The organism is Arthrobacter sp. 01T419 (assembly GCF_056398865.1).
Genome location: NZ_JBFTQF010000009.1, coordinates 161379 through 174082 on the forward strand (window position 1 = coordinate 161379; position 12704 = coordinate 174082).

At 65.8% G+C, this 12704-nt stretch carries 12 protein-coding genes; 5 read left to right on the forward strand and 7 right to left on the reverse strand.

The genetic code is table 11. The features are described 5' to 3' along the window. The first annotated feature begins 29 nt into the window (after positions 1–29). Positions 30–1250: a DNA glycosylase AlkZ-like family protein gene (locus AC1DLO_RS14775; protein ID WP_476890434.1), complete on the forward strand. Its 1221-nt coding sequence runs from the start codon at positions 30–32 to the stop codon at positions 1248–1250. 7 nt (positions 1251–1257) lie between these two features. Here the strand turns inward: AC1DLO_RS14775 and AC1DLO_RS14780 are convergent, their stop codons facing one another. The 3 genes from AC1DLO_RS14780 to tadA form a co-directional block, all read right to left on the reverse strand. Beyond that, entirely contained in the window at positions 1258–1536 is a 279-nt protein-coding gene (locus AC1DLO_RS14780) for an acylphosphatase (RefSeq protein ID WP_476890435.1), read from the reverse strand. Continuing rightward, positions 1533–1919 (reverse strand): VOC family protein, encoded by a 387-nt coding sequence (locus tag AC1DLO_RS14785; RefSeq protein ID WP_476890436.1) that lies wholly within the window; start codon positions 1917–1919, stop codon positions 1533–1535. Before AC1DLO_RS14785 ends, AC1DLO_RS14780 begins: the two co-directional genes overlap by 4 nt. A 178-nt stretch (positions 1920–2097) precedes the next feature. Next, positions 2098–2607, reverse strand: coding sequence for a tRNA adenosine(34) deaminase TadA (gene tadA / locus AC1DLO_RS14790; RefSeq protein WP_184740910.1), 510 nt, complete (start codon positions 2605–2607; stop codon positions 2098–2100). A gap of 23 nt (positions 2608–2630) precedes the next feature. Between tadA and upp the strand changes: the two genes are divergently transcribed. Beyond that, positions 2631–3266 carry a uracil phosphoribosyltransferase gene (upp, locus tag AC1DLO_RS14795; RefSeq protein WP_184740909.1) on the forward strand — a complete coding sequence of 212 codons (636 nt, stop codon included), beginning with the start codon at positions 2631–2633 and terminating at the stop codon, positions 3264–3266. Positions 3267–3490: 224 nt separating this feature from the next. On the opposite strand, the gene AC1DLO_RS14800 is transcribed toward upp, so the two are convergent. Further along, positions 3491–4213, reverse strand: a complete 723-nt coding sequence (locus AC1DLO_RS14800; RefSeq protein WP_476890437.1) for a TetR/AcrR family transcriptional regulator — start codon at positions 4211–4213, stop codon at positions 3491–3493. A gap of 101 nt (positions 4214–4314) precedes the next feature. Between AC1DLO_RS14800 and AC1DLO_RS14805 the strand changes: the two genes are divergently transcribed. The 3 genes from AC1DLO_RS14805 (at position 4315) to AC1DLO_RS14815 (ending at position 7006) form a co-directional block, all read left to right on the forward strand. Continuing rightward, entirely contained in the window at positions 4315–5784 is a 1470-nt protein-coding gene (locus tag AC1DLO_RS14805; protein WP_476890438.1) for an MFS transporter, read from the forward strand. A gap of 112 nt (positions 5785–5896) precedes the next feature. Next, the gene (locus AC1DLO_RS14810; protein WP_184740905.1) at positions 5897–6274 is read left to right on the forward strand and encodes a VOC family protein; all 378 of its coding nucleotides are present in this window, start codon (positions 5897–5899) and stop codon (positions 6272–6274) included. Positions 6275–6328: 54 nt separating this feature from the next. Beyond that, positions 6329–7006 carry an HAD-IA family hydrolase gene (locus tag AC1DLO_RS14815; protein WP_184740904.1) on the forward strand — a complete coding sequence of 226 codons (678 nt, stop codon included), beginning with the start codon at positions 6329–6331 and terminating at the stop codon, positions 7004–7006. Positions 7007–7028: 22 nt separating this feature from the next. Here the strand turns inward: AC1DLO_RS14815 and AC1DLO_RS14820 are convergent, their stop codons facing one another. The 3 genes from AC1DLO_RS14820 to AC1DLO_RS14830 are packed head-to-tail and all read right to left on the reverse strand — an operon-like array spanning position 7029 to position 12628. Continuing rightward, complete coding sequence (locus AC1DLO_RS14820; RefSeq protein WP_476890439.1) at positions 7029–9104, reverse strand: ArnT family glycosyltransferase; 2076 nt, start codon at positions 9102–9104, stop codon at positions 7029–7031. Between the two features lie 6 nt (positions 9105–9110). Then, positions 9111–11210 (reverse strand): ArnT family glycosyltransferase, encoded by a 2100-nt coding sequence (locus AC1DLO_RS14825; RefSeq protein WP_476890440.1) that lies wholly within the window; start codon positions 11208–11210, stop codon positions 9111–9113. Next, on the reverse strand, positions 11207–12628 hold the full coding sequence (locus AC1DLO_RS14830; protein WP_476890441.1) for a glycosyltransferase: 1422 nt from the start codon (positions 12626–12628) through the stop codon (positions 11207–11209). The genes AC1DLO_RS14825 and AC1DLO_RS14830 overlap by 4 nt, the downstream gene beginning before the upstream one ends. Positions 12629–12704 lie beyond the last annotated feature (76 nt).

Below are 12704 nucleotides of genomic sequence, written 5' to 3' on the forward strand. Positions count from 1 at the left end.
GATGGCTAGCAACGGTGCAGAATGGGGCCATGACGTCCGCCGTGCTTTCCACACAAACGCTCACTCCGGAACTGCTCCGCGCCTGGGCGTGGCATCGGCAAGGCCTCGACGGCTCACTCGCCGGCAGGACTTCCGAGGAAGTCCTGGACCACGCCGGCTGGGCCCGTTCCGTGGGCGGCGCCAACCCCTACCTCACGCTCTTCGCCCGGGCCGGGATCAGGCGCGAACAAGTGGACCGGGACGTCGCGGAGCTGAAAATCCACGAACTCCCCACGGCCCGCGGTTGCACCTATGTCCTTGGCCGGAACGATTGCGCCTGGGGCCTCCAGGTTGGCCGGGACGCCGCAGTGGCGCCGTTCAAGGTCCTGGCGCGGCTCGGCGTCGAACGCGGTGAGATCACGCTGCTCGAAGAGCAGGTGCTGCACACCCTCACTGAGTCCAGCGACCCCATGGACCCCAAGCAACTCAAGGACGAACTCGGCGAGTCCGTCCGCAGCCTCGGCGAAGAAGGCAAGAAGAAAGGCGCGTCCACCACCCTCCCGACGGCGTTGGGCCTCCTCCAAGCCGACGGCCGCATCCGCCGCGTCCCCGTCAACGGCCGCCTCGACCAGCAGCGCTACGCCTACACCTCATGGGTGCTGCCGCCGAGCCCCATCGACGACGACGCCGCCCGCGCGCGCCTGATCGAACGGTATCTGCGCTGGACCGGCGGGGCAACGTTCAAGCAGAGCCAATGGTTCACGGGCTTCACCGTCGCGCAGAGCAAGGCGGCGCTGGCCGCCGTCGACGCGGTCGAAGTGACCGCGGCGGCAGGCGAGCCGCTGTGGATGCTGCCCGACGACGTCGAACGCCTTTCCGCGTTCAAGGCACCTCGGGAGGAGCAGATTCAGCTTCTGGCCGGGACGGACTCTTTGGTGCTGTTGCGCCGGAACTCGGCGGACATGCTGGCCGACGAGGATCGCGGCAGGAAGGTCCTGGACACCACGCTGGCGCTTCAAGCGGACTTGTCCGACCACCCGATCCTGGACCGGGGACGGATTATCGGGCTGTGGCAGTACGATCCCGGCAAGGAACGGATCGCAGCTTGGACGTTCGCCCAGCCAACCGCAGCTGTCAAAGCGCGGATCGCCGACGTCGAGGGTTGGATCCGCGAGGACCTCGGCGATTTCCGCTCGTTCAGCTTGGACTCTCCGGCGTCGCGCCAGAGACGCATCAATGCCCTGGATGAGGCGAACGCCGCAAACGCCTAGGGCGGGCTCAGTCCACCCCGAACCCGGAGAATTCGCCGGTGGCTTGCGTGAAAGTGGCATCCACCTGGTCCACACGGCCGGGGGCATCCCGGGACTGTAGCCATTCCAGCAGGGAATCGACGGCTTGGCGATCACCCTCTGCGATCACTTGCACCGAGCCGTCCATCTGGTTCGCCGCCTGGCCGGCCAGACCCAACCGCCGGGCCTTGGCCATCGTCCAGTACCTGAAACCGACGCCTTGGACGCGGCCCGTCACTGTGGCCGTGATCCGCACTGGGGAACTCATGCCGCACCTGATCCATAGGGCCGCGTGATCGCCTCAAGGAAATGCCCGTCCGGATCCGCGAAGTAGACCCCGCGACCGCCGTCGTTATGGTTGATCTGCTGCGGGCGGGACCGTGCAGGATCCGCCCAGTAGGGGATCCCTTCGGCCTGGATCCTCTCGAAGATTCCGTCGAAATCGTCCTCGCTAACCAGGAATGCGTAGTGCTGCGGGGAGATGGGCCGGTCCGCCGTGGCGAAATCGAGGGCCACCCCGTGGTCAAGGGAGACGGTCATGAAGGACCACATCGGCTGTGGTTTTGGCAGCCCAAAAACGTTGGCCAGGAACTCCGCGGAACGGCGTTTGTCCGTTGCGTAGACGATGGTGTGGTTGAAAGAGATCGTCATTTGTCCTCCGTGGTGTGTCTGAGACCATCTGACGTCCAACGGATTGGCAATTGCAAGGCCCTTTTGCACGCTTCGCGACACATTCTGCTGGATCATTCCTTGCTCCTCGGACCCGCTGCCCCGTGATTCCGGGGCTGCGGGATGTGGCCCTTCGAATCATTGAGCAGAATGTGACGTGCTACTTCCGATGGGCTGCGAAAAAGTCGCGCAACAAAGCCGAGCATTCGTCTTCGCGCACGCCTGCGTAGACTTCCACCCAGTGGTTGAGGCGGCGTTCCCGCAGGATGTCGAACACGGATCCGGCGGCACCGGCTTTCTCGTCCCACGCGCCGAAGACTACCCGTGGAATCCGGGCCAGCACGATGGCTCCGGCACACATCGCACACGGTTCAAGCGTGACGACGAGTGTGCAGTCCTCGAGCCGCCAACCGTCGCCACCTTCGCCCAGTTCAAGCGCGTGGCGCTGCAGGGCAGCGGCAGCCTCGCGGATGGCGACGATCTCGGCGTGCGCCGTTGGGTCGCCGTGCGCTTCCCGCTCGTTCCGTCCGGCGCCCAGCACACCGCCGTCGGGCCCTAAAACGACAGCGCCGATCGGCACGTCCTCCGTGTCCAGCGCTCTGCGGGCCTCGTCCAGGGCGAGGCCCATCCAGGCCGCGTGCTCCGCGTGATAAGGCTCGTTGGTGCTCATGCCTCAATGATAGTTTTGGACTCATGCGCACATTCGTCGTGGACCACCCGCTGGTCGCTCACAAGCTCACCGTTCTGCGGGATAAGAACACCCCTTCACCGGTCTTCCGGCAACTCACCGAAGAACTCGTCACCCTCCTGGCCTACGAGGCCACCCGCGAGGTCAGGACCGAGCCGGTCGAGATCGAAACTCCCGTCACCAAGGCGATCGGTACCGCCTTCACCAAGCCGACGCCCCTGGTGGTTCCCATCCTGCGCGCAGGCCTCGGCATGCTCGAGGGCATGACCAAACTGGTCCCCACTGCCGAGGTGGGCTTCCTAGGCATGGCTCGCGACGAGGAAACCCTGGACATCATCACCTACGCCGAGCGACTCCCCGAGGACCTGACCGGCCGCCAGATCTTTGTCCTGGACCCCATGCTTGCCACCGGCGGCACCCTGCGAGAGGCCATCAAGTTCCTCTTCAAGCGCGGCGCTTCGGACGTCACGTGCATCTGCTTGCTGGCTGCACCGGAGGGGTTGGCCAAGCTGGAAGAAGAGCTTTCCGAGGCCAACGTCAAGATCGTGCTCGCCTCGATCGACGAGAGGCTCAACGAGAAGGCCTACATCGTTCCCGGCCTGGGCGACGCCGGAGATCGCCTGTACGGCGTGGCGGGCTAGCGAGTCCGTCCGCGCCGGGGGCACCGCGTCCAGAAAAGAAGGCTGAGAAGCACAAGGTACCCAGACTTCTTTGCCTGCACACCGGAACCGGTCATTGCAGATAGTTCGGCCCCGGACCGTTTTCCCCTCTTTTGGTGCGGGAAAGCGCCTGCGACGCGGCGAGTCGCGCCATTTCGGGGCTTCTGTGCGGCAAAGAAGGGGAGAAAGCTACCGCGCAGCCCGAGCTAGCCCGCCCGCCGCTGGGCCCTGCTTGCCTTGAGCACCATGGGCAGCTTGGCCCGCAGGGTGCACTCAAGCAACTCCTCGGCCGTCGCGTTCTGTTCGTAAATTTCCGGCAGGCGGATGCCGATCAGGGTGTTCATGAGCATGCCCTGTGCAAGGAAGTCGCGGGCGGTTTCCGGGAGCAGGCCGGCTTCATCCCGCACCAAGCGGTAAATATCCAGGAATCCTTCCCTGGCCCGTGCCCCGATGGCGGGCTCATGACCTGCCACGAAAGCCTGCATGAGCATCATGAGGATCCCGCGGTCCTCCACCAGATCCGCGTAGGCGATCGCCATGAGCTGTTTGAGCTGCTCCGGCCGACCATTCCCGGCGGCAGGATCGAGGTGCTGCAGTTCTTCGGTGAGTTCTCCGGCGTCGTAGGCCGCGATCACCTCGCGGAACGCGTGCAGCAACTTGCCCTGCGCGCGATCCAAGGCTTCGAGGAACAGGGCTTCCTTGGTGCCGAACATGCGCACTACATACGGTTGGCTGATACCCGCGGCCTTCGCCACTTGGTCCGTAGTGGACCCGGCGTAGCCGCGCTCGGCGAAAACGCCGGTGGCGGCTTCCAGGATCAGTTCTCGCCGTTGCGCCGCAGGAATGCGTTCGGCGGTCGCCGGGCTGGTTGAGGCCTGACTGCTTGAGCTTGTCTCGGGGGCGCCGGTGCCCAGTGTTTTCTTCGCCACACTTGACATGTTATCAGTCGATAACTAACTTTGGGCTCTAAGTAATCATTCGATTACAACAACCCAAAAAACGCCACCTTCAGCGACGTCTGGGAGTCATCATGAAACGCAGCATTCCCGTTTGGCTGGCCATTGTGGCGGCCTCCTTACCTGTCTTCATGGCCACACTGGACAACCTTGTGGTCACCAACGCACTGCCCGTGATGCACAAGGCCCTCGGCGCGAGCATCGAGGAACTGCAGTGGATCGTCAACGCCTACTCCCTGAGCTTCGCGGCGTTCATGCTGCTGGCCGTCGGCTTGGGGGACCGCTTCGGCCGCCGCCACGTCTTCATCGCCGGCCTTGCCATCTTCACCCTGGCCTCCGCAGCAGCCGCCGTCAGCACCGAGCCGTGGCAGCTCATCGGCGCCCGCGCAGTGCAGGGCGTCGGTTCCGCGGCCCTGATGCCCCTTTCGCTCACCCTCCTGGTGGGTTCGGTCAGTGACAAGCTGCGCCCGCTCGCCATCGGGATCTGGGGTGGAGTCTCCGGCTTGGGTGTGGCACTAGGGCCGCTGATCGGCGGAGCCGTGGTGGAAGGCTGGAGCTGGGAGGCGATCTTCTGGCTCAACGTGCCCATCGGAATCTTGTCGATTCCGCTGGCCCTCTTTGCACTGCCGAATAGCTTCGGCGCCCGCGTCCGCGCCGACGTCGTAGGCTTGCTTCTCTCCGGACTGGGTCTCCTGGCGCTCGTGTTCGGCATCGTCCGCGGGAACGACGCCGGTTGGTCCAGTGCCGAGGTGCTCGGTGCCTTGATCGGTGGTGGCGTCCTGCTGCTTGCCTTTGTGCTGTGGGAATCCCGCGTCGCCGCGCCGCTGCTTCCGCTCCGCCTCTTCCGCGACCGCAGTTTCACCGTAGCCAACCTCATCGGCTTGACCTTCAGCTTCGGGATCTTCGGTTCCGTCTTCATCCTCATCCAGTTCTTGCAGGTGGTGCAGGGCCACGGACCCCTCGCGGCCGGTGCCATGACCATGCCCTGGACGTTGGCCCCCATGTTCGTGGCACCGCTGGCAGGCCTGCTGGCGCCACGGCTCGGCACCAGGACCCTGATGATCACGGGCCTCGCCCTACTCACAGCGGGCATGTTCTGGCTGGCCGGAGTCCTTTCCGCGACGGTCCCGTACGAAACCTTGGTGCCAGGCTTCGTAGCGGCCGGAATCGGCATGGGCCTGGTTTTCGCCCCGATGTCGACGTCGGTGCTCGCAAACATGCGCGCCGAGGACCACGCGAAGGCGAGCGGCACCAACTCCACCCTTCGGGAGATCGGCGTAGCCCTTGGTGTTGCGGTCCTGACAGCAGTCTTCACCGGAGCCGGCGGCAAACTCACTCCCACGGGCTATGTGGACGCGGCCATTCCTGCCATCTACGTTGGTGCGTCGGTGCTGGTCCTCGCCACCGTGGTGGCGTGGCTACTCCCGTCCCGCGCCCGAGCCCGCAGGCTGGTCGAACAACTAGCCGCAAGCCAGGCTGAAACCGAAGCCGGCATGGGCACCCGGGCGAGCACCGCCGTCGAGCCTTCACTGCAGATTGCGTAATCAACGCGGGGTCACTTAGGGCCCAATTCGAGCAGCAACATGGGCCGTAAGTGACCCCGCGTTGTGCACCGCCCCCTACCGGTTTTCCGGCTCCGCCGATAGCCTTTGGCGCATGGACTGGAAACTTGAACTTGTGTTTGTCCCTGTGTCCGATGTGGACCGCGCCAAGGATTTCTACGTCAACAAAGTCGGTTTCAACGCCGACTACGACGAGCGGCCCATGGACGGCATCCGCTTTGTCCAATTGACTCCGCCGGGCTCGGCCTGCTCCATCTGCATCGGCGAAGGCCTCAACGATGCTCCTCCCGGCACCGCCCCTAGCTTGCAGATGGTGGTGGGCGACATCCAGGAGGCGCACAGCCAGCTCAAAGCCAACGGCGTGGAAGTCAGCGACATCGACATCCAGGACTGGGGCCACTTTGTGTACTTCGCCGATCCGGACGGCAACAAATGGGCCGTTCAGTACATCCCCAGCAGGCCCAACGGCTAGGACGCAGATCGTAAGAGTTGGGTAGCGGAGCAGCAACCCGGGCAGGATGGACGCATGAACCTGCCTGCTGAATCCGTGAAAACCTTGACCGTCCGGGCCGTCCTCTTCGATATGGACGGGACCCTGGTGGATTCCACCGCGATCGTGGAACAGGTGTGGAGCGAATTCGCCGGCCGCTATGGACTGGACATCGAGGAGATCCTGCGAACCTCGCACGGGGTCCAGGCTAAGGACACGGTGCGCCGATTCGCCCCGGCGGGAGCTGACATTGACGCGCTCGCCGAAGAACTCGGTGAGATGGAGCGGACGCGGACCAACGGGATTGTGGCATTGCCTGGAGCCGCGGAACTCCTGCAGTCCTTGCCTGCCGATGCCGTCGCCATGGTCACCTCGGCCGATCGGATCCTCGCCGGCGTGCGCATGCAAGCAGCGGGACTCGCGATGCCCACGACCACCGTGACCTCCGAGGCCGTGACCCGCGGCAAGCCGGACCCGGAAGGGTACCTCACGGCGGCCGCGCTGCTTGGTGCCGAGCCGGCCGACGTCGTCGTTTTCGAAGATGCTCCCGCAGGGATCGCCGCCGCCCTCGCCGCCGGGATGAGGACAGTAGTGGTGGGCGATGCCGGCGGCCAAGCGGCAGATGGGTTGTGGCAGATCGCGGACTACTCCGCTGTCACTGCCGCAGCGAGCCTGGACGCTTCGGGCCGCCGGGTCATCGAACTACGGTTCTAGCGAGCCCGAGGGCAGCCAACACTCAGCCGGCCAGCGCGTACACCGTGGTTCCGCCGATGGTCTGCGCCTGGAAGTTCGCAGCSACCCATTGCGCGATCTGGGCCGGAGCGGCAGACCCACTATCGGCTTGCATGGTCCCACCGGCGATGAAGTAGTGGATTTTGCCCTGCGCCACGAGCCGCTGGAACTGCTCAAGCGTGGGAGACGGATCCGTTCCGTTGAATCCGCCCACCGCCATGACGGGCAGTTCTGTGGCCAGCTGGTARCCGGCCGCATTGTTGGAACCCACGACGGCGGCCGCCCAAGTGTAGTTCGAGGCGCCGGTTTTCAGTGCGGCCACCAACTCCGACGACGGCGTGGTGGAGCCGAGAAGACCGCCCATACCGCTGCCCTGCCGGTTTCCGCCAAAGCCGCCTTGCGCGCCGGGCTGCTGAAGGGCTTGCGGTGTTGTGTTTTGGCCAGTGCCGTTCTGTCCGAAACCGCCCCGGCCGCCGAAGCCGCCTCCGCCGAAGCCACCGAATCCCGCCGTCGGACCCGCACTGACGATTGCACCACTGTGCGTCACGGACGCCGTTGAAATCGAGTAGGCCAACGGCCCGGCGAGCGATGCCGCGAGGGCGAGTGCCGCCGTCGTGCGCTGGAGGGTCCGGGAGGCGAAGCGTCCGGCGAGCAGCAGTCCGGCCGCCGTGGCGAAACCGCCGAACAGCACCAGCCAGCGCAACCAAGGGACAAAGGCCGGCGTCCGGCCCAAGAGCTCGAACGCCATGAGTCCTGCAGCGATAATCGCCACGGAGAGCAATACGGCGGCGACGAGCTGGGCCCGGTGCTGCCACAAAAGCACCCCGCCCAAGCCCGCGAGACCGGCCATGCCCGGAGCCAGGGCTACCGCGTAGTAGGGATGGATGATGCCAGCCATGAAGCTGAAGACGAGCCCGGTGACAAGCACCCACGAGCCCCACACGATCACCGAGGCACGGACGCCATCCGTGCGCGGGGCACGGCGGTCAAGCCACAGGAGTCCGGCCCCGAGAACCAGCACCGAGGGAAGCAACCACGCGATCTGGCCGCCGAACTCGCTGTTGAGCATGCGGAACAGCCCTGGAACTCCCCAGCCGTTGCCGCCCCCCACGCTGCCGGTCTCCTGTCCGCTGAGCCGGCCCAGGCCGTTGTAGCCCAGCGTCAGTTCCAGGATGGAGTTGTTCTGGGAGCCGCCGATGTAGGGCCGCATGTTCGCCGGAATGAGTTCGACGACGGCGAGCCACCAAGCGGCGGCTCCCACCATCGCTGCACCTGCGCCRAGCAGCCGAAGCAGGCGACGCCCCACCCCACCCTGCGCGGCAGCTACATATGCCGCGGCAAATCCAGGTACCACCAGCAGGACCTGGAGTTGCTTAGTGAGGAAGCCGAAGCCCAGGAACACCCCGGCCAGCAGGAGCCAACGCAGCTTGTTGTCCTGGATGGACCGCAGTGTGGCGTAGCCGGCGGCCGTCATGAGCAGCACCAGCAAGGCGTCCGGGTTGTTGAACCGGAACATCAGCGTGGCCACCGGGGTGATGGCCATGACGACGGCGGCAAGCAGCCCGGCCCGGTGTGCTAGCCGTAGATCGCCGGTGGCGGGGGCCGCGGCCCGCCGGACTGCCAGGTACAGCAGCCACGCCGTGGCAACGCCCATGAGCGCCTCGGGAACCAGGATGCTCCAGGAGCTCAGCCCGAAAATCCGTACCGAGAGGCCCATGATCCAGAGCGATGCCGGCGGCTTGTCCACCGTGATGGAGTTGGCGGCGTCGGAGGATCCGAAGAACCAGGCAGCCCAATCCTGCGAACCAGCTTGGGCTGCCGCGGAATAGAACGGGTTGGCCCAGCCGGAAGCGCCAAGGTTCCAGAGATACAGGGCCGCCGTTGCGAGGAGCACACCGGCAAGTTCGACGCGGTGCCGCAGGGCTGGGCGGCTTTCGCTTCGGCTTCGGCCGGTGCGGGACTGCTCGTCCCGGACCTGCGTCCGCGGCAGGGGCACCAAGCGCGGTCGCAGGACCAACGGCATCGGCTGCTCCGACTCATCTGGCTTGGAACCGGCTTCCGTCGAGTAGGAGGTGGTCATCGGAACCTACTTCGTCAGCTTGTAGACGGTGGAGTTGCCCACTGTCTGGGCTGGGAAGTTGGCCTGAACCCAAGCTGCCACCTCGGAGTTTCCGCCCCGGCCGCCGAATCCACCGCCACCCATGCCGCCACCAGCGATGAAGTAGCCGATCTGTCCCTTGGCCACCATGTCCTGGAATTGTGCCAGCATGGGGTAGGGATCGCCGCCGTTCCAGCCACCGAGTGCGATCACGTTGGTGTTCGTGGCCAGCTCGAGGCTGGCGGCCTGGGTGGCGCCGGAAACGATCGCGGACCACGTGGTGGTGGTGGACGTCAGCAACGCGGTCAGTCCGGCGTCGGCCGTTCCCTCCGAACCGGGGCCGCCGGCAGCTTGACCATCAGCACCAGCACGTGCAGCACCGAATCCGCCAGCACGGCCCCCGAAGCCGCCCATCGCGGAGCCGCTGGGACCCGACGTCGGAATGGAACCGGAGTGCGCGGTAGCTGCCGTCGCGAGGGTCCACGCCGCCGTGCCGAGGCCGCCGGCGAGAAGGGAAACGACGACGACGGCCGCGGCCGCCGCGTTGCGGAACCGGCCGGCAGTATTTTGGCTGGCAGGGCGTAGCGAGTCGAGGCGAAGCAGGATTGCAGCGGCCGCCACCACACCCAGGACGACGATCACAATGCGCAGCCAAGGAAGCCATGAAGCATCGCGGCCCAGGAGAACCGCGGACCAGACTGAACTACTGAGGACCACCACGGCCAGGATGATCCGGGCTGGCCAGTACCCGCGGCCACGCCACAATTCCACGCTGCCCATGCCCACCAAGGCCGCGATGGCCGGAGCAAGCGCAACCGCGTAGTAGGGGTGCACGATGCCGCTCATGAAGCTGAATACGCCAGCGGTGACCAGAAGCCAGCCACCCCACAGGATGAGGGAAGCGCGGGTGCGGGAGGCTCGTGCTTCCCGGCGGGTGAACCACAGACCGGCCGCCAGCAGAATCAAGGCGGCGGGCAGAAGCCAGGAGACCTCTCCTCCGAAGCTCGTGCCGAACATGCGGGTGATCCCGGCAGCTCCACCGAAGCCAGCGTTGCCGCCACCGCCACCGCCGAAGCCACCAAGTCCACCGGCGGGCGCGCCGCCTCCGCCGCCCGGCATACCTTCGCCCGAGCCAGTGATACGGGACAGGCCGTTGTAGCCGAAGGTCAGCTCAAGGAAGCTGTTGGTTGTCGAGCCTGCCATGTAAGGCCGTGCCGAGGCCGGAGTCAGTTGGAAAAGTGCGATATAGCTGCCGGCCACCACTGCGATGCCGGCCAATGCGCCGAGCAGGTGCAGCAGCCTCCGACGCAACGTCGTGGGTGCGGCCCACAGGTAGGCCAGTCCTAGGCCCGGAACAATCAGGAAACCCTGCAGCATCTTGCTCAGGAACGCGAGGCCCACCACGGCGCCGGCAGCGGCGAGCCACTTCCAGCCCGCGCGTTCGATGGCGCGAGCGGTGAAGTACGCCGCCAACACGAGGCACAGCGTGAGCATGGCGTCGGGATTGTTGAAGCGGAACATGAGTGCGGCCACCGGAGTCAGTGCCAAGGCACCACCGGCCAACAAACCCGCGCCCGGTCCTGACACGCGCTTGACCGTCAAATAGAGGAGTCCGACGGCGGCCACGCCCATCAGCGCTTCGGGAACCAGCATGCTCAGGGGCGAGAAGCCGAAGATCCGGCCCGCCAAGGCAGGGATCCACAGGGAAGCAGGTGGCTTGTCCACGGTGATGGCGTTGCCGGCGTCGAGCGAACCGAACAGAAACGCCGTCCAGTCCTTGGTACCGGCCTGGATGGCCGCAGCATAGAAGGAGTTTCCATACCCGGTGGCCGCGAGATTCCAGAGATACAGGAACGCGGTGGACACAAGGAGCCCGGCGGCGGACGGACGCACCCAGCGAGGCTGCCGGCCAAAGACGTAACTGGCCCAGCGGGGCGTGGTACTCGAGGCCCCGGGGGTTGACGGGCCGGTCGAGCGGCGGCCGTGCGCTGCGTCGCCGGAACCAGGAGTGACAGTTCCGGCGGCGGGACCTGCCGTGTCGGTTCCGGCGGCGGTTTCGGTGCCTGCGGGAGAGATCGTGGAGGTCATGATGCTGCCGTTTCTGTGAGCGGGCTGTCTGGCGTGGTTGATTCGATCACTGGCTCTGGCTGGGCCGGCTGCGCCGGCGGGACCTGCGCCGGTCGAGCGGCTGGCTGCCGGAAGACCCATAGGCGGAACAACAGGAAGCGGACCGCGGTGGCGGCGAGGTTTGCCCCGACTACGGTGAGGAGCTCGCCCCCGCGGTCCGGCGTCGTCGTACTGTGCACCAGGGCGAGCGCTCCGGAAGTGAGTGCCAGGCCGATACCGAAGACGATCAATCCCTCGAAGTGGTGCCTGACGGGGTTGCCGCCTTGGATGCCGAAGGTGAAGCGCCGGTTGGCGCCGGTGTTGGCGATAGCCGTGATGAGCAGGGCTAGGAAGTTGGCCAGCTGCGGGTCCATGAAGCCGCGGCAGAACAGGAAGATGAGCACATAGGCGAGGGTGGACGCAGCACCGATCGCGGCAAACCGGACCAGTTGCCCGAACAGGCTGCTGCGGGGGCTCTGTTCAGCGGTTCGGGACGACGCCGGGAGCGGCCCGCGCGCAAGGGCTGCACGCAGTTCCGGGATGGGAATCCGTCCGGAGACGAGGTCCCGCGTGAGTCGGGCCATGCCGCGGATGTCGGCCAGGGCGGTGCGGACCACGTCGACGCTGGAATGGGGATCGTCGATCCAGTCCACCGGCACTTCGTGGACCCGGAGGCCGCAGCGTTCTGCGAGGACAAGGAGTTCAGTGTCGAAGAACCAGGAGTTGTCCATGGTGTGGGGGAGGATCTGCTGCGCCACATCTGCCCGGATCGCTTTGAAGCCGCACTGGGCATCACTGAAGCGGGCGCCCATGAACGAGTGCAGCATCAGGTTGTAGCTGCGGGAGATGAATTCGCGCTTGGGGCCGCGGACAACCCGGGAGTTGCGCGTCAACCGTGTGCCGATGGCGAGGTCCGAATGGCCAGAGATCAGCGGCGCCAAAAGGGGAGCTAGTGCGGCGAGATCCGTGGAAAGATCCACGTCCATGTAGGCCAGAACCGGCGACGGCGATGCGAGCCATACCTTGCGCAGGGCGTTGCCGCGTCCCTTCTCCTCCAGATGGACCACCACGAGCTCCGGCAGTTCCCTAGCCACCCGCTCGGCGATCTTCAAGGTGCTGTCCGTGCTGGCGTTGTCGGCCACGGTGATGCGGAAGCCGTGTGCGAAGGATTCACGCAAGTGGCCGTGAAGCCTGCGCACGCACTTTTCGAGGTCGCGTTCCTCGTTGAAGACAGGGATCGTGACGTCGAGGACGGGGACAGCGGTGCGGATGTCCACGGGGGCGTGCCGCATTGCGTTGTGTTGAGCGACAGTGCTGCGTTGAATGGGGTGCATCGGGGGGCCCGGCGGCACCACCGCGGGGTCCTTCAGGGTTCCTGTGGTGGATTCGATGAGCGTCATGAATCCAGAGTGGCGCTGCCGAATTTGAAGGCTTTAGGCGCAAGCTGTGATGTACCTGTGGAAGTGGGTAAGGCCG

Bases quoted from the DNA above. Each gene is read 5' to 3' on its own strand.
- AC1DLO_RS14775 (WP_476890434.1), top strand. From the start codon at position 30: ATGACGTCCGCCGTGCTTTCCACACAAACGCTCACTCCGGAACTGCTC.
- AC1DLO_RS14780 (WP_476890435.1), bottom strand. From the start codon at position 1,536: ATGAGTTCCCCAGTGCGGATCACGGCCACAGTGACGGGCCGCGTCCAA.
- AC1DLO_RS14785 (WP_476890436.1), bottom strand. From the start codon at position 1,919: ATGACGATCTCTTTCAACCACACCATCGTCTACGCAACGGACAAACGC.
- tadA (WP_184740910.1), bottom strand. From the start codon at position 2,607: ATGAGCACCAACGAGCCTTATCACGCGGAGCACGCGGCCTGGATGGGC.
- upp (WP_184740909.1), top strand. From the start codon at position 2,631: ATGCGCACATTCGTCGTGGACCACCCGCTGGTCGCTCACAAGCTCACC.
- AC1DLO_RS14805 (WP_476890438.1), top strand. From the start codon at position 4,315: ATGAAACGCAGCATTCCCGTTTGGCTGGCCATTGTGGCGGCCTCCTTA.
- AC1DLO_RS14810 (WP_184740905.1), top strand. From the start codon at position 5,897: ATGGACTGGAAACTTGAACTTGTGTTTGTCCCTGTGTCCGATGTGGAC.
- AC1DLO_RS14815 (WP_184740904.1), top strand. From the start codon at position 6,329: ATGAACCTGCCTGCTGAATCCGTGAAAACCTTGACCGTCCGGGCCGTC.
- AC1DLO_RS14825 (WP_476890440.1), bottom strand. From the start codon at position 11,210: ATGACCTCCACGATCTCTCCCGCAGGCACCGAAACCGCCGCCGGAACC.
- AC1DLO_RS14830 (WP_476890441.1), bottom strand. From the start codon at position 12,628: ATGACGCTCATCGAATCCACCACAGGAACCCTGAAGGACCCCGCGGTG.